Here is a 26,878-nt window from a genome sequence, read left to right as displayed (position 1 = left end):
CGGGGGCAAGCCCCCTCCCACAGTTGATTGCATTTCAGCCCAAGGCAGTCAGTGCCCCGAAGCCGCAGGCCCCGCCTTCGCGGTAAACGGTGGCTTGGCCAGCCACACCAGCAGCATCAAGCCCATGAACATCCACCCCAGCAACGTGAAGTAGTCCACGGTGGACATCATGTAGGCCTGGCTGGTGAGGATCTGGTCCAGTTGCGCATACGCCTTGTGCCCTGCCCCTCCGAGCGCCTGCAAGGCGTCGCGGGTCGCCGAGTCGTAGGTGGTCATGTTCTCGCTCATGTAGGCATGGTGCTGGTCGGCCCGGCGGATCCAGATCCAGGTGGTCAGCGACGCCGCAAAGCTGCCACCCAAGGTGCGCAGGAAAGTCGCCAGGCCCGCGCCGTCGGCAATCTGCTGGGGCGGCAGGTCGGACATCAGGATGCTCAGGGTCGGCATGAAGAACAGCGCCACGCCGATGCCCATGAACAGTTGCACCAGGGCGATATGGGTAAAGTCCACTTCGTTGGTGAACCCCGCCCGCATGAAACAGCTCAAGCCAATCGCCAGGAACGCCAGGCCCGCCAGCAGGCGCAGGTCGAACTTGTTCGCGTACTTGCCCACGAACGGCGACATCAGCACCGGCAGGATACCGATCGGCGCCACCGCGAGTCCCGCCCAGGTCGCGGTGTAGCCCATCTGGGTCTGCAGCCATTGCGGCAGGATCAGGTTGATCCCGAAAAAGCCCGCGTAACCCAGGATCAGTACGATGGTGCCGATGCGGAAGTTGCGGTAGGCGAACAGGCGCAGATTCACTACCGGGTGCTTGTCGGTCATCTCCCAGATCACGAACACCGCCAGGGCAATCGCCGAGATCACCGCACCGATAATGATGAAGTTGGACTCGAACCAATCCAGGTCATTGCCCTTGTCGAGGATGATCTGCAAGGCGCCGACGCCGACGATCAGGCTCAACAACCCCACATAGTCCATCGGCTGGTAGCTGGTGACCACCGGACGTTTCTTCAACTGCGCACGCACCACCATCACCGCAAAAATGCCGATAGGCACGTTGATGAAGAAGATCCACGGCCAGCTGTAGCTGTCGGTGATCCAGCCGCCGAGGATCGGTCCCGCAATCGGCGCCACCACCGTGACCATCGCCAGCAGCGCCAGGGCCATGCCGCGCCTGGCCGGTGGGTAGACCGCGATCAGCAGCGTCTGGGTCATCGGGTACAACGGCCCCGCCACAAGCCCCTGCAGCACGCGAAAGCCGATCAACTCGGGCATCGAGGTGGAAATACCGCACAGGAACGACGCCAGCACAAACAGCATGGTCGCCCACAGGAACAGCTTCACCTCGCCGAAGCGCCGGCTCAACCAACCGGTGAGCGGCAAGGCAATGGCGTTGCTCACCGCAAACGAAGTAATGACCCAGGTGCCCTGCTCCGAACTCACGCCCAGGTTGCCGGAAATGGTCGGCAACGCCACGTTGGCGATGGTGGTGTCGAGCACCTGCATGAAGGTCGCCAGCGACAGCCCGATAGTGGCCATCAACAGGCTGGGTGGCGTGAACGAGGCGTTATTGCTCATCAGCGTTGCGCAGCCTTGGGAGCGGCGACGCTGTTGTCATGGATCAACTGGTTGATCATGGCATCGGCCTCGGCGAGTTGGCGGTCATACACGTTGGTGGTGAACGAAGCCTTCTGCGGCGGCTGCTGCGCCAGGACCGGGCCGCTCTGGTCGTGCAGGTCCACATTGACCACGGTGCTCAAACCCACCCGCAGCGGGTGCTTGGCCAGTTCCTCGGCGTTGATGTGGATGCGCACCGGTACGCGCTGCACGATCTTGATCCAGTTGCCGGTGGCGTTCTGCGCGGGCAACAGGGCGAACGCGCTGCCGGTGCCGGCGCCGAGGCTGTCGACGGTGCCGCTGTACTTCACGTCGCTGCCGTAGATGTCCGACTCGATGTCCACCGGCTGGCCGATGCGCATATCACGCAGTTGGGTTTCCTTGAAGTTGGCATCGATCCACAGCTGGTCCAGCGGAATCACCGCCATCAGCGCGGTACCCGGCTGGACGCGCTGGCCCAACTGCACGGTGCGCTTGGCCACATAGCCGGTGACGGGTGCAATCAGGGTGCTGCGCGCATTGGTCAGGTAAGCCTGGCGCAGTTGCGCGGCGGCGGCTTGCACATCCGGGTGGGACGAAATCACCGTGTCATCCACCAGGGCGTTGGTGATCTTGAGTTGCTGCTCAAGGTTGGTCAAGGCGTTCCTGGCGGCGGTCAGGCTGTCACGGGCGTGGGACAGTTCTTCCAGGGAAATCGCGCCGCCCTGCGCCAGGGTCTTGCGTCGGTTGTAGTTGTCCTGGGCCGTCTGCACGTCGGCTTTCTGCGCGTTGACCTGGGCTTTCATACCATCGACGTTGCTGTACAAACCACGCACCTGGCGCACCGTGCGCGCCAGGTTGGCCTGGGCACTTTGCAGGCCGACGGCGGCGTCGTTGGGATCGAAGTTGACCAGCACCTGGCCTTCGTGGACCAGATCGCCATCGTCGGCGCCGATGCTGACCACGGTGCCGGTGACCAGCGGGGTGATTTCCACCACGTTGCCGTTCACATAGGCGTCGTCGGTGCTTTCGTTGAAGCGCCCGTAAAGCTCGTACCAGGCCCATACGCCGACGACACCGAGAATGACGATCAGCGCCAGGCCGATCAGCATGACTTTGCGTTTGCGCGGGTTGTTGTCTTTGGGTTGTTCAGTTGCGTTGTTGCTGTCGGCAGTGGCCATGACAAATACCTCAAATTATTCCGTGCGGGTGGCTGGGGTGGTCGCGGCCACGTTGTTGGCGTCGAACCCGCCACCCAGGGCCTGCATCAATTGAATCGACAGATCGATCTGCGCAGCATTCAAGGCCGCCAACTGACGCTGGGCCTGCAGCAATTGCTGCTCGATGCTGAGCACATCCAGGTAATTACCGATGCCGGAGCTGTAGCGCTGCACCCCGGTGTCGTAGGACTGCTGGGCGATGTCGGCGGCGTGTTGCTGGGCCTTGATCTGCCGCCCGGTGTCGCGCAATTGCGACAGGGTGGTACCGATATCACCCAGGGCCTGCACCAGGGTCTTGTTGTACTGGGCCACGGCCAGGTCGTAATCGGCGTCGCGGGCATCGAGGTCGGCGCGCAGGCGGCCACCGTCGAAGATCGGCAGCGACACGGTCGGTGCAATGTTGAAGAAACGACTGGCCGAACCAAACATCGCGTCCCCCAGCAACGACTCGGCGCCGGCGCTCGCGCTCAGGTTGAGGTTGGGGTAGAAGCGGGTCTTGCTGGCGGCGATGTCCTTGCTCGCAGCCTCCACCCGCCAACGGGCGGCGACCAGGTCCGGCCGCCGACCGAGCAACTCGGCGGGCAACACGGAAGGCACGGCGACGGCGGCGGGTTTGAGCACCGCCGGGCGGGCCAGCTCGTTGCCACGGTCGGGGCCTTTGCCGAGCAATACGGCGAGGGCGATCCTGGCGCTTTGCAGTTGTTTTTCCGCATCGATCAACTGCGACTGGGAGCTGGCTTCCAGGCTTTCGGTCTGCTGGTACTGGTACTCGCTGTCGATACCGGAGCTCAGCCGGCGCTGGCTCAGGTCGAGCATCTGTCGGGTGCGCTTGAGGTCATCCTCGGCCAGGTCACGCACGATGTGCGCCTGGCCCAGGTCGCTGTAGGCCTTGGCCACGTTGGCAGCCAGCGTCAGGCGGGCGGCCTGCTGATCGACTTCGGCGGCGCGGGCCTGACCCAGGGCGGCTTCCCAGGCAGCGCGTTGGCCGCCCCACAGGTCGAAGTTGTAATTGAAACTGGCGCCAATGTTGCGCACGGTCGAGTAGGCATCGCCCTCCCCGCGCGGGTCCTGGTCCCTGGCCAGCCGCGAACGGCTGACACCGGCACTGGCATCCACGGTGGGCAGGCGCGCGGCGTTGGCGGCATAGGCCGCAGCTTCGGCCTGATGGGCACGGGCGCTGGCGACTTGCATGTCGGGGCTGTTTTGCAGCGCTTCCTGGATCAGCCTGTCGAGCTGTGGGTCGCCAAGGCCTTTCCACCAGTCGGCGCTGGGCCAGGCGGCATCCGACAGCGTCACGCCGCTCAAGGATTTGCCGGTTTGCAGGGCGTTGGCGTCCAGGCGTCGGCCCTGGGTGTCGAGGCCGCTGTAGTTGGCGCAACCGGCCAGCGTCATCGCCGCCAGCACCAGGCTGAGTGCGCGTGTGTTCATTGTTTACCTACCCGCTGGATTGTGATGGGGTCACCCGCAGCGATCAGAATTTTCTTGAGGATCCGTTCCAGGGTTTCCAGCTCGCCCGACTCAAGGACGCCGGCCAGTTGATTGAGGGCCTGGGCGCCGATGTGCGGCAGCATGTCCGCCAGGCGCTGGCCATCGGCGGTCAGCACCAACTGCACCTGGCGGCGGTCCAGCTCGGAACGTTTGCGGCTGAGCAAGTCTTTCTGCTCCAGCCGGTCGAGCATGCGCGTCATCGAACCGCTGTCCAGGGACAAGTGGCGGCACAGCTCGGCCGGGGTGTCGACGCCGAACTGGGCCATGATGATCAACACCTTGAACTGCGCGGCGGTGATGCCGTGGGGTTCCATATGAGTGTCGATGATGCGGTCCTTGAGGATCGCAGCGCGGCCCAGCAACAGGCCGAGATGGCAGTTGTGAAAGTTGTCGGGGGTGAAGTGGGGCATCGAAAGTCACCTTATTACTGCCTAGGCAGTGAATGTGTGACGCGATATTACTGCTTAGGCAGCGAATGTCAAATGGAACAGTTAGGTTGCTTGGTAACTGACCAAAAGCTCGAGTGAAATAAAGAACCAATGTGGGAGGGGCTTGCCCCCGATAGCAGTGGGTCAGCTACAGATTAGCTGACTGAAAAACCGCTATCGGGGGCAAGCCCCCTCCCACATTTGACCCAGTTGGGCTTAGAAGTCGCGCTTGTAGAAGATATCCAGGGAGCTCGCCACGCCTGTGGCCACCTCCAGGTACACCTTCTTGCTCAACAGATAGCGCAAGGCAATGGTATTGGCCGGTTCGAACACCCCTACGCCGTAACGCAGGCTGAGTTTGTCGTTGATCTTGCCGCTGGCCACCACCGCAGTGCTGTTGCCGGTGCCTTGGGTATCCAGGTCGAAATCCTGGATGCCCAACTTATTGGCGATGTCCGAGGTCACCCCAGCGCTGCCCATCAGGCCCAGGCCCAGGGCGGCTTCGGCAAGCATGTTGTTGTCTTCACCGTTGTTGGTGCGCGAACGTCCCAGCACCAGATAGGACAGCGCGTCCTCCTGAGCCATGGCGGGCTCTGAGAAAATCTGCGTGGTCGGTTGTTCGGCGCTGCCGCTCAGGCGAATACCGGCGGTCACGGTTCGGGACGATTCGACCACTACACGGACAGCTTCGATGTCCAGGAACGGCTGGTCCAACGGCCCGGCAAACAACAGCCGTGCACGGCGCACGTTGAGGCGCTGGCCGTAGGCGCGGTAGCGGCCGTCGTTGAGCCACAGTTCGCCGCGGGTGTCCATGTTGTCGCCGATATGCACGTGGCCCTGCACTTTGGCGGTGAGGCCGAAGCCGGCGAAGTTGAGTTGGTCTTCACCCACTTCCACATCGATATCCATAGCCATGGCCATCGGCGGTTTGCCTTCTTCGGTCTGGCTGCCGACGATCACCGTGTCATCGGAGACCTTGACCGTCGAGGGCGGCAGCTCGCGCACGGTGATATCGCCGCGCGGGATGTGCACCTTGCCGGCGATCGCCAGCTTGTCGTCCTTGAGGCTGATCTTGAGGTCGGGGGCCACTTCCAGCTTGGCATAGGGTTCCACGGTAACCGGCAGTTGCGAGCCCTTGAGGCTGAGGTCGACCACCAGGGCGCGGCCCCAGTCGATCTGGCCCTTGAGGCTGCCCTGCCCGGCCTTGCCGCTGTGCCAGCCGCCGTTCAACTGCACGCTTTCGCCGGCGATCTGCGCCTGTAGGTTCAGGCCCTCGAGGCTGATGGGCAGTTCCGGCCCGGAGACTTCACCGTCCACCAGGTTCACGTTGCCGTTGACCAGGGGCGCGAGCAGCCCGCCGGAGATGCGGCCATTGCCGTTGAGCTTGCCGTTGAGCTTTTCAACCATCGGCACAAAGGGTCGCGCCACGGCGAGGTCCAGGCCGGTGAGGCTGAAATTGCCGGTGATCGGCTTGCTGGCCGGCAACGGGTTGATCTGCGCCTGCAACAACAAATCGCCCAACTTGCCGCCACGGAAATTCAGTTGGGTGTCGATGCGCTTGGGGTTCAGGGTGGTTTCCAGCTTGAGGGTATCGTAGGGGAAATCCAGCCACTGGCCCTTGTCCCTGACACGCAGGTTGCCGCCCCCGGCGTCCACCGAGACCACGCCCTTCGGGCCGCTGGCCGGCAGGTCGAGTTGTACGTCGGCATTGAGCCTGCCCTGCCAGGCGAAGTCTTTGGGCAGGAACGCCGCAAGACTGTCGATTGGGAATTGCTTGAGGTGGTAGCGCAGCTTCGGCTCAGGCATCAGGCGCTGGTCTTCGCCACACAGGCTGGCGCCACCAGACACCCAGCAGTGCGCGGCGAAGGTCAGCCTGCCGTCGGCCAGGCGCTCGATTTTCGCCGGGGCCTGCAGCCGCCAGTCCTGGCCACCGGCTTGTACGTCACCGCTGGCCAGGCGCCCGCGCCAGTTGCCTGCGTCGAGGTTGCCATCCAGCGCCAGGGCCAGTTTGAGCAACGGTCCGGCCAGCTCCACCTGAACCTTCTGGTTCTTGATATCGCCCTGGGCGCTGGCGGTGAGTGTGCCGACCTGGGTCTCGCCGCTTTGGATGCCGCTGCCCTTGAGGTGGATGCTGGCGCGCTGGGCGCTGTCCAGTGTCGCGTCGAGGTTGAGACTTTGCAGGCGGTTATCGGCCAATGCCAGTTGCTGGCCTTTGAGGTCGAGCGCGCCTTGGGGCGCCTTCAAGGTACCGGCAACATCGAGGCGGCCGTTGACCTGCCCGCGCAATTGCGGCCAGAGCTGGGCCAGGCGCGCCAGCTTGATGTCGATCTGCCCGGCCAGGCGTTGCTGCAGGCTGCCGCTGCCGTTGATGCGGTTGTCGCCCAGGCGGATGTCCAGGTTGGCGAGGGTCCATTGCTGCCCCGCGCCTTCGGCCTTGGCCGCGAACACGGCGGTCTGCCCGCGCAGGCGGCCTTTGAGGTCGAGGTCGGCGTTGAGCTTGAGTTGCTCGTTCTTGAATTCGCCTGTGCTGCGCAGCGGCCCGGCCAGGGTGCCGGGCAATTCGGCGACCCAGTACGCCGGGTTCAATGCCGACAGGTCCAGCGCGGTGTCCCAGGCGATACCGTCGGCAAACTGTACGTTCAGATGGCCCTCGGCCTTACCTTGACCTGCGCTCAGTTTCAGTTCGGGCAGGAAGATCTGCTTGAGGTCGCCGCTGAAGGGCGTGACCACTGTGAATGCGCCCGCCGGGCCGTCAAGGTCGGCCTTGAGGTTGCCCAGGTAGTTGCCGTCCTTGTAGGAAACCTCACCATTGAAGGTGCGCAAGGCCACCTGCGGTTCGTCGATCAGCGGATAGAGGCGGTGCCAGGGAAAGTCCAGCCAGTCGATTCTGGCGTCGGCGCGCAAGCCTTGTTGCCAATCCAGGTTGGCGCTGAGCGTGAGGCTTTGCTTGTCGCCGGCGTTCAGGTCGAGGCCGGCGATCTGCGCGCCCTTGGCGTCGACCTTGCCTTGCAGCAGTAAATCCACCGGGCCTTTTTCCGCCGGTAATACCGCCTTGCCCAGCAACTGATAACCCTCTTTAAGGTCACCCTTGGCGCTCAGGTCCAACTGGTTGAGTTGCAAGGTGTCGGGCAGATCGGCGCTGGGCTTGAACGCCTCGGAGGTGATGCGCAACTGCGCCGGCAGGTTTTCCGCCAACGGTTGCAGCTCGCCGCTGAGCTTGGCTGGCAGGTAACCGCTGCTGTCGGCGTCGAGCTTGAGGGTTTTGAGCAGGTCTCCGTCGATCTTCAGCGCGACGGTCCAGGGTGCGCCGCCCGGCGCGTAGGGCAAGCTGAGCGTGCCGGTGGCATTGAGCGGCCAATCGCCGGTGGGTTGCAGCAGGCCGGCGAGGTCCAGCACCAGGTCGTCGCGCTGCAAATGAACAGCGTCGATCTGTAGGCCGGCGGCGGTCCAGTGCGCCGCCAGTTGCAGGCCCTTGAGTTCTTCGCTGCCGTTGAACAGCAGGCTGGCGATGCGAACATCACCCAGTTGGATGGCAACCGGCAGCTTCAGTTCGGGCAGTTGGATCGGCCCGCTGCTGCTTTCTTCGGTGCCGGGTGCGAACGCCAGGCTGACCTGGTCCACATCCAACTGGTCGATGCACAAGGTCATGCGCAACAGGCAACCCGGCGACCAGTCAAGCGTCGGCGCCTTGAGTTCGACGCGGCTGCCGTCCTGTTGCCACAGCACGTGGTCGGCGCTCCATCGCCCGCCCAGGCGTCCGTGAAAATTCTCCACGCTCAGGCCCGGCACCTGGCCCAGAACCCAGCGACTGCCTGCCTGGGTACCGAGCAGCGTCCACAGCGTCAACAGCAACAGCGCGAGGACGGCAATCAATGCCAGCCCCGCTATTTTCAAACCACGCATCACAGCTCAGGCCCCATGGAAAAGTGCAATCGAATGCCGCCCGGATCTTCCAGGGCATGGGCCAAATCGAGGCGGATCGGGCCCACGGGCGAGACCCAGCGCACACCCACCCCCACGCCGGTTTTCAGACTGGGCATATCCAGGGTGTTGAACGAGTTGCCCTGGTCGATAAAGGTCGCGACCCGCCATTTCTCGGTGATGGAATACTGGTATTCGGCGCTCAGCGCCACCATGTAGCGGCCGCCGATGCGGTCGCCACGGTCGTTTTCCGGCGACAGGGTCTGGTATTCATAACCGCGCACGCTCTGGTCGCCACCGGCAAAGAAGCGCAGCGACGGCGGCACCGACTTGTAGCCATTGGTGGCACTGCCGCCCACTTGCGCGCGGCCCAGGAACCGGTGGTTATCCCACAAGGTGGTCAAGCCCTTGATCGTGGCGGTGCCATACAGCAGGTTGGTGTCGGAACCGAGCCCTTCCTTGGCGACTTTGCTGTCGAACATCAGGCGATAGCCGTTGTGCGGATCGATGCGGTTGTCGCTGCGCAGGTAGGAGTAGCTGATGCCCGGCATCACCAGGTTACTCAGGCCCGAGTCATTGCCCAGGCGATACTCTTCACGCTGGTATTTGAGCGAGATGACCCGGGTCCAGCCGCTGGGCAACTTGCTGTGCCATTCGGGGCCGAGGGTGAGCAGCTTGCTCAAGGTGTCGGTGTTGGCGATCTCTTCATTCTGATAGCCACCGGCGAAGCGCAATTTGTCGGTGAGCGGAGGGTCGAGCGGAATGTCATACCACAGGCCGACGTTCTGTCGCGGCGCCGACAACTCGGCTTCCCAGCCATAACTGTGGCCCTGGGGATTGACCCAGTGGCGCGTCCAGTTGGCCTTGCCCCGCGGGCCGACGTCCGTCGAAAACCCCAGGCCCAGGCCCATGGTGCGTGGCTTGCGCGTGTCCAGTTGCACGGCCACCGGAATCACGTCATTGGTCGAGGCAGTGGGGCTGGCGTCCACCCGCACGCTTTCGAAGAAGCCACTGGCTTGCAGGTTCTGGTTCAGTTCGGCGATCAGTTCGGAGTCGTAAGGAGTACCACTGTCAAAGGGCACCATGCGTTGCAGCAGTTCTTCATCGAACGGCGTGTCGCCGGTGAAGCTGACCTTGCCCATGCTGTAGCGTGGGCCGCTGTCGTAAACCAGTTCGATATCGGCGACACCCGCCTGGGGGTCGACGGAGAGTGTCTGGCGGGTGAAACGCCCACTGAAAAAGCCGTAGCGCGACGCCTGGTTCTGGATCAGGCGCTTGGCGTCATCGTAATGGCCGTGATTGAGCACCGCGCCGGGCTTGAGATCGTCACTGGCGGGCACGCGAAATGCCTTGAGGCTCGCCGCCGGGCCATCGACCCGCAGGGTCACGTTGCGCAGATGCACCGGCTCGCCGGGGTCGATGGTCAGGATCAGGCGCGGGTTCTTGCCGCCCTTCACATCGCTGGCGATCAGTGGCTGATAGAAGCCCAGCGCCTGGGCCGCTTTGCGCGCCTGCTCTTCGGCACCGCGGCTGAAGCGCAGCAGGGCTTCTTCGTCACGATCGCCAACCCCGCCGATGTAGCCTTCGATGTTGGCTTTCAGCGCGTCATTTGAGGGTTTGATCCGCACGTCCAGTTCGCTTTGCGCCAATGCGCCGCAGCTTGTGAACAGCAGAACCAAGCCGCTGGTAAATCTTCCTGGAAACTTCATAGGCGCGGATGCTACACGAGCGAGAGAGGAACTTTGAACCCGGATTTATCTGAATAATTCTGTCTCAAGTCGTTGCAGCAGTTAACGCCTGGGGATTGGGATGAAAAAACACATGCTCCAGGACAGGTCCTACAGCAATTTCACCGATTTCCTCATAGCCCTGGCGCTTATAGAAATCCAGGTAACGGGAATTGCCCGTGTCGAGCACCACGCCCGATGAGTGCGGGTCTTCGGCGCACCAGTTGTGAACCGCTTCGAGCAATTGTTCGCCATAGTGGTGACCTTGCAACTGCGGGTGAATGCCCAGCAACGGCAATACGTGCACCGACTCACCGGGCAGGCACGCCAGCACGGCCTGATGGTACTCCAGGTAACGCCGCGTACCGCGCACACCGGTGCTCAACCACATGCGGATCTGCCAGGCCCAGCTCTCGGTGATGCCCAGGCGCCGCTGCGGCGGCGCGATGAGGGCGACGCCGATCAAACGATCGTTGACGAACAGGCCAATGGCCGGAAGTTTCTGGAAAAAATGCTGCTTGACCAGTTCCCGCACCGTAGCGCGTACCCGCTGTTCATAACCTGGCCGCTCGGCTTCGAAGATGTAGGCGAAGGTCGGTTCGTGACGGTAGGCCTGGTACAACAGGGAACGCGCTTCGCGGGAATAACCGCTGTTGAGCACGCGAATCTCGGCAGCGGCCGTCGAGGTGTCAGGCATAACAATCAATCTCCTGGACGCCATGCAAAAAGATGGCGCTCTTATGGGTACGAACCTGCGCAGCGCCAGTCGTTCCCAGACATTAGCAGCGCACGCGTCCTACTGCCACGCTGGCCCCCGTCCGACTTGTCGGCTAGCATCGCCCTTTTGCCAGACTGGACCGCCGACCATGAAAATCGTCTCCTTCAATATCAACGGGCTGCGTGCCCGCCCCCATCAGCTGGCGGCGCTGATTGAAAAACACCAGCCGGATGTGATTGGCCTGCAGGAAACCAAGGTCCACGACGACCAGTTCCCGCTGGCCGAAGTCCAGGCGCTGGGCTACCACGTGTATTACCACGGCCAGAAAGGCCACTACGGCGTGGCCCTGCTCTCGCGCAAAGAAGCGTTGAGTGTGCACAAGGGTTTTGCCACCGATGAAGAAGACGCCCAGCGCCGGTTTATCTGGGGCACCTTCGCCGACGAGAGCGGCAACCCGGTCATCATCATGAACGGCTACTTTCCCCAGGGCGAAAGCCGCGACCACCCCACCAAGTTCCCGGCCAAACAGCGCTTCTATGAAGACCTGCAGCAGCTGCTGGAAAGCCGCTTCAGCAATGAGCAGGCACTGGTGGTGATGGGCGACGTGAATATCTCCCCGCAAGACTGCGACATCGGCATCGGTGCCGACAACGCCAAACGCTGGCTGAAAACCGGCAAGTGCAGTTTCCTGCCGGAAGAACGCGAATGGATGGCCCGCCTGAAAAACTGGGGCCTGGTGGACAGCTTCCGTCACTTGAACCCTGAGGTGACCGACCGTTTCAGCTGGTTCGATTACCGTAGCCGTGGCTTTGAGGACGAGCCCAAGCGCGGCCTGCGCATCGACGTGATCATGGCGTCCAATGGCTTGCTCCCACGGGTCAAGGATGCCGGCGTCGATTATGATTTGCGGGCATTGGAAAAGCCGTCGGACCATGCGCCGATCTGGTTGGAATTGAGTTAATTCCCTGACACTACTCGGTCAACTGTGGGAGGGGGCTTGCTCGCGAAAAACGTCAACGATAACGCGTGCTTTCTGAATGAACCGGGTGCCTGTGAATTTTTCGCGAGCAAGCTCGCTCCTACAGAGGGCCAGGGCAAGCCGCCGCCTCCCACAGTTTGATCTGTGGTGTATCGGTCATATGTTTGCAATCCAACTGACTTAATCTCGCAGCACTTCCTTTGGCGCAAAAAGGTGCCGGCATGAGGCTGCGCGTTCTGTTACTGCTGACGCTTTTCCCGTTTTTCGCTGTGTCCGCCCCTCTCCCGCTTCCCGATCAAGGCCCGGCATTGCGCCTCCAGGGTTCCAACACTATCGGCGCGGGGTTGGGCCCGGCCCTGGTCAAGGGGTTGATGGAGCGCAAGGGTTTGCAAGGCGTGTACATTGAACCCGCCGAGGGCGCCAATGAACAGCACGTGATGGGCAAGACCCGTCAGGGTAAAACCGTGAGCATCGACGTAGCCGCCCACGGTTCCAGTACAGGATTTGCCGCGCTGAAAAACCACAGTGCCGACCTCGCCGCATCGTCGCGCCCGATCAAAGACACCGAACGGGTCGACCTGCAAACCCTGGGCGACCTGAAAAGCCCGGAAGCCGAACAGGTGATCGCCATCGATGGCGTGGCAATCATCCTCAACCCCCGCAACCCGCTCAATACGCTGGACACCGAGCAACTGGCGCAGATCTTCAATGGCCAGATCAGCACCTGGGAAGCACTGGGCGGCGTTGGCGGCGCTATTCAGGTGTACGCCCGCGACGACCGGTCCGGCACCTATGACACCTTCAAGGAACTGGTGCTGAACCGCCGCGACAAACCGCTGGTCGCCTCGGCCCGGCGTTTCGAGTCCAGTGAAGCGCTGTCCGATGCGGTCAGCCAGGACCCTCAAGGCATCGGTTTTATCGGGCTGCCCTACGTGCGCCAAGCCAAGGCAGTGGCCATTGTCGATGGCGACTCGCAACCGATGCTGCCACTGAACAGCCTGATCGCCACCGAGGATTACCCGCTGTCCCGGCGCCTGTATTTTTATCTGCCGCCGGCGACGCATAACGCCTGGGCCAAGGCATTGGTGGATTTTGCCCAAAGCAGCCAGGGCCAGGCAATCGTCGCGGCCAACGGCTTTATCGCTCAGCACGTGCAGGCGATCGGCGTGACGCCACGCGCCTCGATGCCCGCGGATTATCAGGCAATCGTGCGCAACGCCCAGCGCCTGACGGTGAATTTTCGTTTCGAGGAAGGCAGCGCCAGCCTGGACAACAAGGCGCGCCAGGATGTACAGCGGGTGGTGGCCTACCTGAAAAGCCACGGCAAACTGCACAAGCAAGTGACGTTGGTGGGGTTTGGCGATGCCAAGAATGATCCGCAGCGGGCGGCCTTGCTGTCCAAGTTGCGGGCCATGGCGGTGCGCCGGGAGTTGGTGAAAAGCGGCGTGATATTGCGCGATATTCGCGGGTTCGGCGCGCAGATGCCGGTGGCGGCGAATACGGCAGATGAAGGGCGGATCAAGAATCGGCGGGTGGAGGTTTGGGTGTACTGAGGCTGGTTTTTTTGGATTGTTCGATCCGGCCTCATCGGGGGCAAGCCCCCTCCCACATTTTGACTGTATTCACACATCCAAGTGTGGGAGGTGGCTTGCCGCCGATAGCGAGCGACGCGGTCTCACTGCCCGCCGCGCATCAGCTCCCTGGGCACATACTTGCCAATCTCGAACTTGCCGATCGCCGCACGGTGCACTTCATCCGGGCCGTCGGCCAGGCGCAGGGTGCGTTGCATGGCGTACATATAGGCCAGCGGGAAGTCATTGGACACACCGGCACCGCCATGAATCTGGATGGCGCGGTCGATCACTTTCAGTGCCACGTTGGGCGCAACCACCTTGATCTGGGCGATTTCGCTTTTGGCGACTTTATTGCCGACCGTGTCCATCATGTACGCCGCTTTCAGGGTCAGCAGCCGCGCCATGTCGATTTCCATGCGCGAGTCGGCGATCTTGTCGATATTGCCCCCCAGGCGGGCCAGCGGCTTGCCGAAGGCGCTGCGACTGACCGAGCGTTTGCACATCAATTCCAGCGCGCGCTCGGCCATGCCGATGGAGCGCATGCAGTGGTGGATACGGCCCGGGCCAAGCCGGCCCTGGGCAATCTCAAACCCGCGCCCCTCACCCAACAGCACGTTTTCGTAAGGCACGCGTACGTTGTCGAACAGCACTTCGGCGTGGCCGTGTGGCGCATCGTCGTAGCCGAACACCGGCAGCGGGCGCAGGATTTTGACGCCGGGCGCATCCACCGGCACCAGGATCATCGAGTGCTGCTGGTGGCGTGGCGCATCCGGGTTGCTCAGGCCCATGAAGATCAGGATCTTGCAACGCGGATCGCAGGCGCCGGAGGTCCACCACTTCTTGCCGTTGATCACCCACTCATCGCCTTGGCGTTCGGCGCGGGCGGCCATGTTGGTGGCGTCCGAGGAGGCCACATCCGGTTCGGTCATGGCGAAGGCTGAACGAATCTCGCCGCGCAACAGCGGCTCGAGCCAGCGCTGTTTCTGCTCTTCATTGGCGTAACGCACCAGCACTTCCATATTGCCGGTGTCGGGGGCGGAGCAGTTGAACGGTTCCGGGCCCAGCAATGAGCGGCCCATGATTTCGGCCAGTGGCGCGTATTCGAGATTAGTCAGGCCGGCGCCCAGCTCGGATTGCGGCAGAAACAGGTTCCACAACCCCTCGGCTTTAGCCTTGGCTTTGAGCTCGTCCATGATGGCAGTGGGCTGCCAGCGGTCACCTTCGCTGACCTGGCGCTCGAACACCGGCTCGGCCGGGTAGACGTAAGCGTCCATGAATGCGGTGACGCGTTCACGCAGTTCCTGAACCTTGGGCGAATAGGCGAAATCCATGAGCGGCTCCCTTCTCTGAGAGGTTGTTTAGGTCATGCAATCGATGCTAGAACAGCGTTGATAATTTACCTAGCCTATTCTCGGCGTGTATTAACATTCATCACCGATATATGATTGGCGTCGGAAGACATAAAAAATCGCCCCCTGATAATAAGAGCGCAATCCACATGAATCTGAGCAAGGTCGACCTCAACCTCTTTATCGTCTTCGACGCAATCTACACCGAAGCCAACCTCACCCGTGCCGGGCAGATTGTCGGTATCACCCAGCCGGCAGTGTCCAACGCTCTGGCACGCCTGCGCGAGACGTTCAACGACCCGCTGTTCGTGCGCACCGCCCAGGGCATGGTGCCCACGCCGATGGCGCAGAACATCATCGGCCCGGTGCGCAACGCGTTGTCGTTGCTGCGGGTTTCCGTACAGGAGAGCCGGATTTTCAACCCGCAACAGGCGGCCAAGACCTATCGCATCAGCATGACCGACCTGACCGAAGCGGTGATTTTACCGCTGCTGTTCCAACGCCTGCGCCGACTGGCGCCGACGGTGGTCATCGAGAGCTTCCTGTCCAAACGCCGAGAAACCACCAAGGAACTGGCCGCCGGGCGCCTGGATTTCGCCGTGGATGCGCCGCTCAACACCGACCCGCAAGTGCGCCACGTCAAGCTGATGGAAGACCGCTACGTGTGCGCCATGCGCAAGGGCCACCCGATGGCGGGCAAGGACAAATTCACCCTGGATGACTACCTGTCGCTGACCCATATCCATATTTCCAGTCGCCGCAACGGCCTGGGGCATGTCGACCTGGCCCTGGGCAAGATGGGCATCCAGCGCAAGATCGCCCTGCGCTCCCAGCACTATCTGATGGCGTCGCAAGTATTGCAGCAGACCGACATGGTCATGACCGTGCCCGAACGCTTCGCCCGTCGCCATGAGCTGCACTGGTTCAACCTGCCGGTCAATGATGTGCCGCCGGTGGAAACCCATTTGTACTGGCATGAAAGCACCGACCAGGACCCGGCGAACCGCTGGATGCGCGAACAGATGATCGAGTTGTGCCAGCAAGTTACTGCCCACGAGAAGAAGCTGGATAAGCAACAGGCTTGAGGTTGCAGGAGGCCCCAGTGTAGGGGGCTTGCCCCCGATGACCATAACGCTATAGCGCCCACCGCTAACCACGATGCGAAGCGAGCCGCTCTTGATCTTGATCTTGATCTTGATCTGCTTTTGATCCTGGGCGCCCCGTTAAACCACGCTGGCCGAACGCAGGCTTGAATCCGTGGGCAACCCGGCAGGACGCCGGGTTAGCCGCCCCGCGCCATGGATGGCGCGTGGCGGCGGCCCACGGATTCAAGCCTGCGTTCGGGCACACCGAGCCTAAGCGAGGTGCCGAGTGGTGGGGCAAGAGCCTTTTTGGTTACTTTTGGGGCTCTTTTCCAAAAGTAACCCGCTGTAAAAGCGGAACCGATAGCAGCCATGACCGCAGAAACGGATATGTACTCGGTCCAATCCAACATCCTGGTCGGCTCTGAGGCCGCCATCGGGGGCAAGCCCCCTCCCACATTTGGACCAGGATCGACACAACAGCCCGGTCGGCCCAGAGGCCGCCATCGGGGGCAAGCCCCCTCCCACATTTGGACCGGGATCGCCACAACAGCCCGGTCGGCCCAGAGGCCGCCATCGGGGGCAAGCCCCCTCCCACATTTGGACCGGGATCGACACAAAAGCCTGGTCGGCTCTGAGGCCATCATCGAGGGCAAGTCGAATCGTCGCACCGCCCCTCCCACATTGGATTATGGAGCACCAGCAAGGGAGCCCTTGACGTTCACGTCAACCTGCCATTAGCTTAGCCCCAGGACTTTCTCGAGCACCGCCATGAGCACCACCTACAGCATCTCCGACCTCGCCCGCGAGCTCGATATCACCACCCGCGCCATTCGCTTCTATGAGGAGCAAGGCCTGCTGGCCCCCGAGCGCCGGGGCCAGGAGCGCATCTACTCGGCGCGGGACAAGGTCAGCCTCAAGCTGATTCTGCGCGGCAAGCGCATCGGCTTTTCCCTGGCCGAATGCCGCGAGTTGATCGAGCTCTATGACCCCACCAGCGGCAACCACATTCAACTCAACAGCATGCTGGCAAAGATCGCCGAGCGCCGTGAGCAGCTTGAGCAACAGTTGCTGGATATCGAACAAATGAAGCTGGAACTGGACACCGCTGAAGAGCGCTGCACCCAGGCCCTGGCACACACCATGCGCCAGGCCGGCCATTGACCAGAAGGTAACCGCCATGAACCTCCCCTCACACGTACGCCTGGTGGAAGTCGGCCCACGCGACGGTTTGCAGAACGAAGCCCGACCGATCAGCGTCGCCGACAAGGTGCGCTTGGTGGACGCCTTGAGCGCCGCCGGCCTGGGTTATATCGAGGTGGGCAGTTTCGTGTCGCCCAAGTGGGTACCGCAGATGGCCGGCTCCGCCGAGGTGTTCGCGCAGATCCAGCGCAAGCCTGGCGTGACCTATGGCGCGCTGGCGCCGAACCTGCGCGGCTTTGAGGATGCACTGGCGGCCGGGGTCAAGGAAGTCGCGGTATTTGCGGCGGCGTCCGAAGCGTTTTCCCAGCGCAATATCAATTGCTCCATCAGCGAGAGCCTGGAGCGGTTTGCGCCGATCATGGCGGCGGCCCGGCAGCACGGCATCAGCGTGCGCGGGTATGTGTCATGTGTGCTGGGTTGCCCCTACGAAGGGGATATTGCTGCGCAACAGGTGGCGGCTGTCGCCCGCGAGCTGTATGCCATGGGCTGCTATGAGGTGTCCCTGGGCGACACGATCGGCACCGGCACGGCGGGCGCGACACGCCGGCTGTTCGAGGTGGTCGGCGCACAAGTGCCGCGCGACAAGCTCGCAGGGCATTTCCATGACACCTACGGCCAGGCGATCGCCAACATCTACGCCAGCCTGCTGGAAGGCATCCAGGTATTCGACAGCTCTATCGCGGGCCTCGGCGGCTGCCCTTATGCCAAGGGCGCGAGCGGTAACGTCGCCACCGAGGATGTGGTGTACCTGCTCAATGGGCTGGGGATCGACACGGGTATAGACCTGGAGCGCCTGATTGGCGCGGGCCAGCAGATCAGCCAGGTGCTGGGACGGGCAAGTGGATCGCGTGTGGCGAAGGCGCGTAACCTCGGTTGAGTAGCACACCTGTGACAATGTGTTACCGCAGACCGGCATAACGGGTAACGCGGGAACATAATCCGTTGCCAATCCAGAGAAATATAACCTGCTAAAAAATCAAACCATTGATTTTAAAGGACTTTAAAAAGTTGGCACGGCTTCTGCTATCTCTATGGCATAACAAGAATAAAAAGCACCAAACCTAATAAAAATAAGACGAAACGACTCTGACATAACAAAAACAACACGGCAGAGACGCAGCTAACAGATTTTTTTGGAGAAGATGTGCTTTGCAGGGTACGGCGTGCCGAAACCCGCAACCGGTTAGAGAAAAATAAAACTACCTCAGGTAGCTACCCACTGGTTGGATCGTTTACGAAGAAGCAGATCAGCGCTCAAAAAAATACGTTTGCTCTTGACCCCGGATGGGGGTCGCCAAAACAGCGGTACGGGTCACGGCTACCAAAAACAACAACAGGCCGCCCCTCAATAATAAAAAAGAGCACGCAACGACATATTAAAGGGGACCTTCGGGTCCCCTTTGTGCTTTCTGTGAGTTATTGCGAGCGTGTTCGCAGCTCTTCGATTGAGATCTCGCGCATCCGGAATTTCTGGATCTTGCCCGTCACCGTCATCGGAAACGCGTCCACGAACTTGAAGTGCCTGGGCCTCTTGAAGTGGGCGATGCGGCCATTGCACCAGGTTTGCAGTTCCAGCTCGCTCGCCACCTGGCCCGGGTGGAACTTGATCCAGGCGACGATTTCCTCACCATAACGTTCATCGGGAATACCGATGACTTGCACATCAGCCACGGCCGGATGGGTGAAGAAAAACTCCTCCAGCTCCCGTGGATATACGTTCTCGCCACCGCGAATGATCATGTCCTTGTTGCGCCCGACGATGCACACGTAACCGTGTTCGTCCATGGTCGCCAGGTCGCCGGTGTGCATCCAGCCCTGCTCGTCGATGGCATCGCGAGTGCCTTCGGGGTTGTTCCAATAGCCGAGCATCACACTGTAACCGCGCGTGCACAGTTCGCCTATTTCACCGCGTGGTAGTGTGTTGCCGTCACCGTCGATGATCCTGTTTTCCAGCTGCGGCTGGGTGCGGCCTACGGTGGTCACACGGCGCTCCAGATCGTCATCGGCGCCGGTCTGCAAGGACACCGGGCTGGTTTCGGTCATGCCATAGGCAATCTGCACTTCGCCCATGTGCAGTTCGCCGATGACGCGGCGCATCACCTCGATCGGGCAGGTCGAGCCGGCCATGATTCCGGTACGCAGGCTGGACAAGTCGAACTCGCCCAGGCGTGGATGATCGAGCAGCGCGATAAACATGGTTGGCACGCCGTACAGGCCGGTGGCGCGCTCTTGAGCAACGGCGGTCAGCGTCAGCAACGGGTCGAAGCCGTCATTGGGATAGATCATGGTGGTGCCGTGGGTGATGCACCCCAGGTTACCCATGACCATGCCAAAACAGTGGTACAGCGGCACAGGAATCACCAAACGGTCCTGCGCGGCAAGCCCCAGGCTTTCACCGACCATATAGCCGTTGTTGAGAATGTTGTGGTGACTGAGGGTGGCGCCTTTGGGAAAGCCGGTGGTGCCGGAGGTGTACTGGATATTCACCGGCTGGTCGAAATGCAGGCTGGCCTGGCGGGCATGCAGTTGCTGCGCAGGGACGCTCGCCCCCAGCGCCGACAATTGCGCCCAAGGCATGAATGGCGCAGGTGGGTTGGGGTCCAGGCTGATGATGCGGCGCAGGTCGGGCTTGAGTTCCTGCAGCATGGCGTGGTAATCGGACGTCTTGAACGCGCTGGCGCACACCAGCCACTGGCAACCGGACTGCTGGAGCACGTAGTCCAGCTCACTGGTGCGATACGCCGGGTTGATATTGACCAGAATCACGCCGAGTTTCGCGCTCGCCACCTGGCAGACCAGCCACTCGGCGCAATTGGGTGCCCAGATGCCCAGGCGGTCGCCGGTTTGCATGCCCAGGGCGAGGAACGCCCGCGCATGCAGATCAACCGTCTCGGCCAGCTCCCGCCAGGTGTAGCGCCGCTGTTGGTGGCGGACCACCAAGGCTTCCCCATCAGGATACTGCGCAGCGGTACGATCGAACGCCTCGCCAATGGTCATGGCCAGCAAGGCCTTGTCCTGGGAGCCACGGCTGTAGCTCGGATTCGGTTGATCCATAACGACCCCTGTTGTCTTTTTTGTAGGTTGACGTAAACGTAAACTACGATTGACAGCGCCGCAACGCAAGCTTACGTTAACGTAAAGGTGAGCGCCCTCCCCCGCGCCTTGCCTACACAACAACAAAAGCTCACATTAAGGTGCCTGTCCATGAGTTACCCGTCCCTGAACTTCGCCCTCGGCGAAACCATCGACATGCTGCGCGACCAGGTGCAGTCCTTCGTGGCCAAGGAAATCGCGCCCCGCGCAGCGCAGATCGATATCGACAACCTGTTTCCCGCCGACCTGTGGCGCAAGTTCGGCGACATGGGCCTGCTGGGTATTACCGTGCCGGAGGAGTACGGCGGCGCGGGCCTGGGTTACCTGGCGCATGTGGTGAGCATGGAAGAAATCAGCCGTGGCTCGGCCTCGGTGGCGTTGTCCTACGGCGCCCACTCCAACCTGTGCGTCAACCAGATCAACCGCAATGGCAGCCACGCACAGAAACTCAAGTACCTGCCCAAGCTGATCAGCGGCGAGCACATCGGCGCCCTGGCCATGAGCGAGCCGAATGCCGGTTCCGACGTGGTGTCGATGAGACTGCGCGCCGACAAACGCGGTGACGTCTACGTGCTCAACGGCAGCAAGACCTGGATCACCAACGGCCCCGACGCCAATACCTACGTGATCTACGCCAAGACCGACATGGAAAAGGGCGCCCACGGCATCACCGCGTTCATCGTCGAGCGCGACTGGGCAGGCTTCAGTCGCAGCAACAAGTTCGACAAGCTGGGCATGCGCGGCTCCAACACCTGCGAGCTGTTTTTCGATGACGTGCACGTCCCCGAAGAAAACATCCTCGGCGTGCTCAATGGCGGCGTCAAAGTGCTGATGAGCGGCCTCGATTACGAACGCGTGGTGCTCTCCGGCGGCCCCACCGGAATCATGCAGGCCTGCATGGACCTGATCGTGCCCTACATCCACGACCGCAAGCAGTTCGGCCAGAGCATCGGCGAGTTCCAGCTGATCCAGGGCAAGGTCGCCGATATGTACACCCAGCTCAATGCCAGTCGCGCCTACCTTTACGCGGTGGCCCAGGCTTGCGAGCGCGGCGAGACCACGCGCAAGGACGCCGCTGGCGTGATCCTGTACAGCGCCGAACGCGCTACGCAAATGGCCCTTGATGCGATCCAGATCCTGGGCGGCAACGGCTACATCAATGAATTCCCCGCCGGGCGCCTGCTGCGTGATGCCAAGCTGTACGAAATCGGCGCCGGCACCAGTGAGATTCGGCGGATGTTGATCGGTCGCGAACTGTTTAATGAGACGAAATGAATTTCGTCAGCGGCAAGTGACAAGCTTCAAGCGGCAAGAGGACGGTGCTCTTGCTTCTAACTTGTAGCTTGTAGCTCGAAACTTAAAGCTGCTACGGAGTAGCCCATGCTTCTACACACCCAGCTCAACCCGCGCTCGGCGGAATTCGTCGCCAACAGCGCGGCGATGCGCCGCCAGGTCGACGCGCTGCACACCCTCCTCGCCCAGGTACAACAAGGCGGCGGCGCCAAGGCCCAGGAGCGGCATACCTCACGCGGCAAACTGCTGCCACGCGAGCGCATCAATCGTTTGCTCGACCCGGGCTCGCCGTTCCTCGAATTGAGCCAGTTGGCCGCCCACCAGGTGTACGGCGAAGACGTACCGGCTGCCGGCGTGATTGCCGGCATCGGCCGCGTGGAAGGCGTCGAATGCATGATCGTCGCCAATGATGCCACCGTGAAAGGCGGCTCCTACTACCCGTTGACGGTCAAGAAACACTTGCGCGCCCAGACCATCGCCGAGCAGAACCGCCTGCCGTGCATTTACCTGGTGGACTCCGGCGGCGCCAACCTGCCGCGCCAGGATGAAGTGTTCCCGGACCGCGAGCATTTCGGGCGGATCTTCTTCAACCAGGCCAATATGAGTGCCCAGGGCATCCCGCAGATTGCCGTGGTGATGGGCTCGTGCACCGCCGGTGGAGCCTATGTGCCGGCCATGGCCGACGAAGCGATCATGGTGCGCCAGCAGGCGACTATTTTCCTCGCGGGCCCGCCGCTGGTGAAGGCCGCCACCGGCGAAGTGGTCAGCGCCGAAGACCTCGGCGGTGCCGATGTGCACTGCAGGATTTCCGGCGTGGCCGATCACTATGCCGACAACGATGAACACGCCCTGGCCCTGGCCCGCCGCAGCGTGGCCAACCTCAATTGGCGCAAGCAGGGTGAGTTGCGCCAACGCACGCCCGTCGCGCCGTTGTACAGCGGCGAAGAGCTCTATGGCGTGATTCCGGCCGATGCCAAGCAGCCGTTCGATGTGCGCGAAGTGATCGCACGGCTGGTGGACGGTTCGGTGTTCGATGAGTTCAAGGCGCTGTTCGGCACCACCCTGGTGTGCGGCTTTGCACATCTGCACGGTTACCCGGTGGCGATCCTGGCCAACAACGGGATTCTGTTCGCTGAAGCCGCGCAAAAAGGTGCGCACTTTATCGAGCTGGCCTGCCAGCGCGGGATTCCGCTGCTGTTTCTGCAGAACATCACCGGCTTCATGGTCGGCCAGAAGTACGAAGCCGGCGGCATCGCCAAGCACGGCGCCAAACTGGTGACGGCGGTGGCCTGCGCCAAGGTGCCGAAGTTCACGGTGATCATCGGCGGCAGTTTCGGTGCCGGTAACTACGGCATGTGCGGTCGCGCCTATGACCCGCGCTTTTTGTGGATGTGGCCCAATGCGCGCATCGGCGTGATGGGCGCCGAACAGGCGGCGGGCGTGCTGGTGCAGGTCAAGCGCGAGCAGGCCTCGCGCGCCGGCAACGCGTTCAGTGCCGAGGAAGAAGCGGCGATCAAGCAGCCGATCCTCGACCAATACGAAACCCAGGGCCATCCGTACTATTCCAGCGCACGCCTGTGGGATGACGGCGTCATCGACCCGCTGCAGACCCGCGACGTGCTGGCCCTGGCACTGTCCGCCGCCCTCAACGCCCCTATCGAGCCGAGCCGCTTCGGCGTGTTCCGCATGTGACCTGCAGGAGCGAGCTCGCTGGCGAAAAACGTCCAGTCAACGCGTACATCCTGGATACCCGCGTTATCGTTGACGACCTTCGCGAGCAAGCTTGCTCCTACAGGAAGCCTCTCATTTTCACGGAGCTTCTTTCATGAGCGATTTCAACACCCTCGAACTGATCACCGACAGCCGTGGCTTTGCCACGCTGTGGCTCAGTCGTGAAGCCAAGAACAACGCGTTCAACGCCCAGATGATCCGCGAACTGATCATCGCTCTCGACCACGTACAGGGCGACCCGTCCCTGCGCTTTCTGGTGTTGCGCGGGCGCGGCAAGCACTTCAGCGCCGGCGCCGACCTGGCCTGGATGCAGCAATCGGCCGAGCTGGATTACCACACCAACCTGGACGACGCCCGTGAACTGGCCGAGTTGATGTACAACCTGGCCAAGCTGAAAATCCCCACCCTGGCGGTGGTACAAGGCGCCGCTTACGGCGGCGCGCTGGGCTTGATCAGTTGCTGCGACATGGCGATCGGCACCGATGACGCGCAGTTCTGTCTGTCTGAAGTGCGTATCGGCCTGGCACCGGCGGTGATCAGCCCATTCGTGGTGCAGGCCATCGGTGAACGCGCGGCACGTCGCTATGCCTTGACGGCCGAGCGGTTTGGCGGCCAGCGTGCGCGGGAGATCGGCCTGTTGGCGGAAAGCTACCCGGTCGAGACGTTGGAGCAACGGGTGGATGAGTGGATCGCCAACCTGCTGCACAACAGCCCGGCGGCAATGCGTTCGAGCAAAGACTTATTGCGTGAGGTGGGCAACGGTGCCCTTACCCCGGCGCTGCGGCGTTACTGTGAAAACGCCATCGCGCGAATTCGGGTCAGTGCCGAGGGCCAGGAAGGCTTGCGCGCCTTTCTGCAAAAACGCGCACCCAGCTGGCAATCCAAGGAGCCGCACCCATGAGCACATTGACTAGCGTGCTGGTGGCCAACCGTGGCGAAATCGCCTGCCGAATCATGCGCACCGCCAAGGCGCTGGGGCTGACCACCGTGGCCGTGCACAGTGCGATCGACCGTGATGCGCGGCACAGCCGCGAAGCGGATATTCGTGTCGACCTGGGCGGCAGCAAGGCCACTGACAGTTACCTGCAGATCGATAAACTGATCGCCGCCGCCCACGCCAGCGGCGCCCAGGCGATTCATCCGGGCTACGGTTTTCTTTCGGAAAACGCCGGGTTCGCTCGGGCCGTCGAGGCAGCGGGCTTGATCTTCCTCGGCCCGCCCGCCTCGGCAATCGACGCCATGGGCAGCAAGTCGGCGGCCAAGGCGCTGATGGACACCGCCGGCGTGCCGCTGGTGCCGGGTTATCACGGCGAGGCCCAGGACCTCGAGACCTTCCGGGAGGCCTGCGCGCGTATCGGTTACCCGGTGTTGCTCAAGGCCACGGCTGGCGGCGGCGGCAAGGGTATGAAGGTGGTCGAGGACGTCAGCCAGCTGGCAGAAGCCCTGGCCTCCGCCCAGCGTGAGGCGCTGTCGTCATTTGGCAACGGGCAGATGCTGGTGGAGAAATACCTGCTCAAACCGCGCCATGTGGAAATCCAGGTGTTTGCCGATCAACACGGCAACTGCCTGTACCTCAATGAGCGTGATTGCTCGATCCAGCGGCGTCATCAAAAGGTCGTGGAAGAAGCCCCCGCGCCGGGATTCAGTGCCGAGCAACGCAAGGCCATGGGCGAAGCGGCGGTTCGCGCGGCGCAGGCCATTGGCTATGTGGGCGCGGGCACAGTGGAGTTCCTGCTGGATGCCCGCGGCGAGTTTTTCTTCATGGAGATGAACACCCGCCTGCAAGTCGAGCATCCGGTCACCGAGGCGATCACCGGCCTCGACCTGGTGGCCTGGCAGATCCGTGTGGCCCAGGGCGAAGTGCTGCCGATCACCCAGGCCCAGGTACCGCTGAGGGGGCATGCGATTGAGGTCAGGCTGTATGCCGAAGACCCGGCCACTGATTTCCTGCCCGCCACCGGACGGTTGGCGCTGTACCGCGAGTCCAGGCCAGGCCCGGGGCGGCGTGTGGACAGCGGCGTCGAACAAGGGGACAGCGTTTCGCCGTTCTACGACCCGATGCTCGGCAAGTTGATTGCCTGGGGCGAGGACCGTGAACAGGCGCGGCTACGCTTGCTGAGTATGCTCGACGAATATGCGGTGGGCGGGCTCAAGACCAACCTGGGCTTCCTGCGGCGCATCATTGGCCATCCGGCCTTTGCTGCGGCCGAGCTGGATACCGGGTTTATTCCGCGTTATCAGGCTGAGCTGCTGCCGGTGGCCGCAGCGTTGAGCGATGAGTTCTGGCAGGCGGCAGGTTCGGCTTTTATGCAAACCTTGCCGACCGGTGACGGACCCTGGGCAGCGACCCAAGGTTTTCGCGCGGGGCTGCCGGCCCAGGTTTCACTGCATTTGAGCTGCAATGGCCAGGACCGACTGGTCACGCTGGCCGGGCCACCGTCGCCACTCATGGACGAGCACCTGGTGATCGAACACCAGGGTATACATCGCTCCCATCTGGCGGTGCGCAATGAAGGCACGGTGTATCTGCGCTGGGATGGCGAAATGCAGGCGGTCAGCCTGTTCGACCCGATTGCGGCGGCCGAGGCCGGTCACACCTCTCAAGGCGGCCTTACCGCCCCCATGAACGGCAGCATCGTGCGCGTACTGGTGGACATCGGCCAACGCGTCGAAGCCGGTGCGCAACTGGTGGTACTTGAAGCGATGAAGATGGAACACAGCATCCGCGCGCCCGAGGCGGGCGTAGTCAAGGCACTGTTTTGCCAGGAGGGCGAGATGGTCGCCGAAGGCAGTGCACTGGTGGAACTGGAGCCAGCGCACTAGAACTTCGCCATGGCTTGCACGACCACGCCCAGGATGCGGCAATCGTCGGTGAACAGCAGTTTGGGGTAAGTGGGATTGAGCGGCACCAGGTAAAGCTGGCCGCTGTCTGCCTGCAGCTGGCGAAAGGTGGCCTGGGGGCTGTCCAGCCATTGCGCAACCACCAGTTTGCCGGGCTGCACCTCGATAGCCGGATCGACCAGGATCAGCATGCCTGCGCTGATGCTCAGACCCGTGGGCGCGGTCATGGCGTCGCCGATCACCGGCAGCCAGAAGGCGTCGCCATGGGCATGGTAATCGGTCAGTTCAAAGCGTTCCGGCCCATAATGGGCACGTGTTTCACGCAGTTCGCACACACCGCCCCAGTCGTTGACCGGGTAGCGAAAATACGGGTTGTAGTGGTGCTCCAGTGCCGCCTGTGCATCCGTCCTGTCGCGAATCTCCAGCGCCACTTCAAGGTAGCCCAGCCCCAGTTCCGCCAGTACCCGGTTCATGTCCGCCAGGCTCGGAACGCGGCGCTTGTTGAGCCAATGGCCCACGCCGCCCTGGGACATGCCCAGGCGCTCCGCCAGTTCATCCTGCGTGACCTTGCGGTCTTTCATGTTGGCTCGCACCAACGCTATCCAGTTATCCATGGCGCTGACAATACGGTGCGT

General features: G+C 62.3%; 19 protein-coding genes. 9 read left to right on the top strand and 10 right to left on the bottom strand.

What is annotated here, in order from left to right:
• Positions 1-48 precede the first annotated feature (48 nt).
• The 7 genes from BFQ04_RS25005 to BFQ04_RS24975 all read right to left on the bottom strand — a co-directional run bounded on the left by BFQ04_RS25005 (position 49) and on the right by BFQ04_RS24975 (position 11,077).
• On the bottom strand, positions 49-1,578 hold the full coding sequence (locus tag BFQ04_RS25005; protein WP_065953094.1) for a DHA2 family efflux MFS transporter permease subunit: 1,530 nt from the start codon (positions 1,576-1,578) through the stop codon (positions 49-51).
• The gene (locus BFQ04_RS25000; protein ID WP_065953093.1) at positions 1,578-2,777 is read right to left on the bottom strand and encodes an HlyD family secretion protein; all 1,200 of its coding nucleotides are present in this window, start codon (positions 2,775-2,777) and stop codon (positions 1,578-1,580) included. The genes BFQ04_RS25005 and BFQ04_RS25000 overlap by 1 nt, the downstream gene beginning before the upstream one ends.
• A 15-nt stretch (positions 2,778-2,792) precedes the next feature.
• Positions 2,793-4,244, bottom strand: coding sequence for an efflux transporter outer membrane subunit (locus BFQ04_RS24995; protein ID WP_065953092.1), 1,452 nt, complete (start codon positions 4,242-4,244; stop codon positions 2,793-2,795).
• Positions 4,241-4,714, bottom strand: a complete 474-nt coding sequence (locus BFQ04_RS24990; protein ID WP_065953091.1) for a MarR family winged helix-turn-helix transcriptional regulator — start codon at positions 4,712-4,714, stop codon at positions 4,241-4,243. The genes BFQ04_RS24995 and BFQ04_RS24990 overlap by 4 nt, the downstream gene beginning before the upstream one ends.
• A gap of 234 nt (positions 4,715-4,948) precedes the next feature.
• On the bottom strand, positions 4,949-8,635 hold the full coding sequence (locus BFQ04_RS24985; RefSeq protein ID WP_175413319.1) for a translocation/assembly module TamB domain-containing protein: 3,687 nt from the start codon (positions 8,633-8,635) through the stop codon (positions 4,949-4,951).
• On the bottom strand, positions 8,635-10,362 hold the full coding sequence (locus tag BFQ04_RS24980) for an autotransporter assembly complex protein TamA (RefSeq protein ID WP_065953089.1): 1,728 nt from the start codon (positions 10,360-10,362) through the stop codon (positions 8,635-8,637). The genes BFQ04_RS24985 and BFQ04_RS24980 overlap by 1 nt, the downstream gene beginning before the upstream one ends.
• Positions 10,363-10,426: 64 nt before the next feature.
• Positions 10,427-11,077: a GNAT family N-acetyltransferase gene (locus BFQ04_RS24975; RefSeq protein WP_065953088.1), complete on the bottom strand. Its 651-nt coding sequence runs from the start codon at positions 11,075-11,077 to the stop codon at positions 10,427-10,429.
• 169 nt (positions 11,078-11,246) lie between these two features.
• On the opposite strand from BFQ04_RS24975, the gene xthA reads away from it, so the two are divergent.
• Both xthA and BFQ04_RS24965 read left to right on the top strand, forming a co-directional pair.
• Positions 11,247-12,059 carry an exodeoxyribonuclease III gene (gene xthA / locus BFQ04_RS24970; RefSeq protein WP_065953087.1) on the top strand — a complete coding sequence of 271 codons (813 nt, stop codon included), beginning with the start codon at positions 11,247-11,249 and terminating at the stop codon, positions 12,057-12,059.
• A 239-nt stretch (positions 12,060-12,298) separates the two neighbouring features.
• Positions 12,299-13,630, top strand: a complete 1,332-nt coding sequence (locus BFQ04_RS24965) for a substrate-binding domain-containing protein (protein ID WP_065953086.1) — start codon at positions 12,299-12,301, stop codon at positions 13,628-13,630.
• A 122-nt stretch (positions 13,631-13,752) separates the two neighbouring features.
• On the opposite strand, the gene BFQ04_RS24960 is transcribed toward BFQ04_RS24965, so the two are convergent.
• A complete protein-coding gene (locus tag BFQ04_RS24960; RefSeq protein WP_065953085.1) occupies positions 13,753-14,982 on the bottom strand; it encodes an acyl-CoA dehydrogenase in 1,230 nt (409 codons plus the stop codon).
• A gap of 167 nt (positions 14,983-15,149) precedes the next feature.
• On the opposite strand from BFQ04_RS24960, the gene BFQ04_RS24955 reads away from it, so the two are divergent.
• The 3 genes from BFQ04_RS24955 to BFQ04_RS24945 all read left to right on the top strand — a co-directional run bounded on the left by BFQ04_RS24955 (position 15,150) and on the right by BFQ04_RS24945 (position 18,162).
• The gene (locus tag BFQ04_RS24955; RefSeq protein ID WP_027606275.1) at positions 15,150-16,085 is read left to right on the top strand and encodes a LysR family transcriptional regulator; all 936 of its coding nucleotides are present in this window, start codon (positions 15,150-15,152) and stop codon (positions 16,083-16,085) included.
• Positions 16,086-16,853: 768 nt separating this feature from the next.
• On the top strand, positions 16,854-17,246 hold the full coding sequence (locus BFQ04_RS24950) for a MerR family transcriptional regulator (protein WP_057721728.1): 393 nt from the start codon (positions 16,854-16,856) through the stop codon (positions 17,244-17,246).
• Positions 17,247-17,262: 16 nt separating this feature from the next.
• Positions 17,263-18,162, top strand: coding sequence for a hydroxymethylglutaryl-CoA lyase (locus tag BFQ04_RS24945; RefSeq protein ID WP_065953084.1), 900 nt, complete (start codon positions 17,263-17,265; stop codon positions 18,160-18,162).
• A gap of 539 nt (positions 18,163-18,701) precedes the next feature.
• Here BFQ04_RS24945 and BFQ04_RS24940 read toward each other — a convergent pair.
• Entirely contained in the window at positions 18,702-20,339 is a 1,638-nt protein-coding gene (locus tag BFQ04_RS24940) for an AMP-binding protein (protein WP_065953083.1), read from the bottom strand.
• Between the two features lie 150 nt (positions 20,340-20,489).
• Between BFQ04_RS24940 and BFQ04_RS24935 the strand changes: the two genes are divergently transcribed.
• The 4 genes from BFQ04_RS24935 to BFQ04_RS24920 all read left to right on the top strand — a co-directional run bounded on the left by BFQ04_RS24935 (position 20,490) and on the right by BFQ04_RS24920 (position 26,225).
• Positions 20,490-21,653: an isovaleryl-CoA dehydrogenase gene (locus tag BFQ04_RS24935; protein WP_065953082.1), complete on the top strand. Its 1,164-nt coding sequence runs from the start codon at positions 20,490-20,492 to the stop codon at positions 21,651-21,653.
• A 105-nt stretch (positions 21,654-21,758) separates the two neighbouring features.
• A complete protein-coding gene (locus tag BFQ04_RS24930; protein WP_065953081.1) occupies positions 21,759-23,363 on the top strand; it encodes a carboxyl transferase domain-containing protein in 1,605 nt (534 codons plus the stop codon).
• Positions 23,364-23,496: 133 nt separating this feature from the next.
• Entirely contained in the window at positions 23,497-24,303 is an 807-nt protein-coding gene (locus BFQ04_RS24925; protein WP_065953080.1) for a gamma-carboxygeranoyl-CoA hydratase, read from the top strand.
• Positions 24,300-26,225, top strand: a complete 1,926-nt coding sequence (locus BFQ04_RS24920; protein ID WP_065953079.1) for an acetyl/propionyl/methylcrotonyl-CoA carboxylase subunit alpha — start codon at positions 24,300-24,302, stop codon at positions 26,223-26,225. Before BFQ04_RS24925 ends, BFQ04_RS24920 begins: the two co-directional genes overlap by 4 nt.
• On the opposite strand, the gene BFQ04_RS24915 is transcribed toward BFQ04_RS24920, so the two are convergent.
• On the bottom strand, positions 26,222-26,857 hold the full coding sequence (locus tag BFQ04_RS24915) for a LexA family protein (RefSeq protein WP_065953211.1): 636 nt from the start codon (positions 26,855-26,857) through the stop codon (positions 26,222-26,224). The two genes, BFQ04_RS24920 and BFQ04_RS24915, sit on opposite strands and share 4 nt — an antisense overlap.
• Positions 26,858-26,878 lie beyond the last annotated feature (21 nt).

This window comes from Pseudomonas sp. 37 R 15 (assembly GCF_900004865.1).
In the GTDB taxonomy this organism is placed as follows: domain Bacteria; phylum Pseudomonadota; class Gammaproteobacteria; order Pseudomonadales; family Pseudomonadaceae; genus Aquipseudomonas; species Aquipseudomonas fluorescens_AM.
Note: the sequence above shows the minus strand (reverse complement) of the source record. Positions and strands in the feature narration are given on the sequence as shown.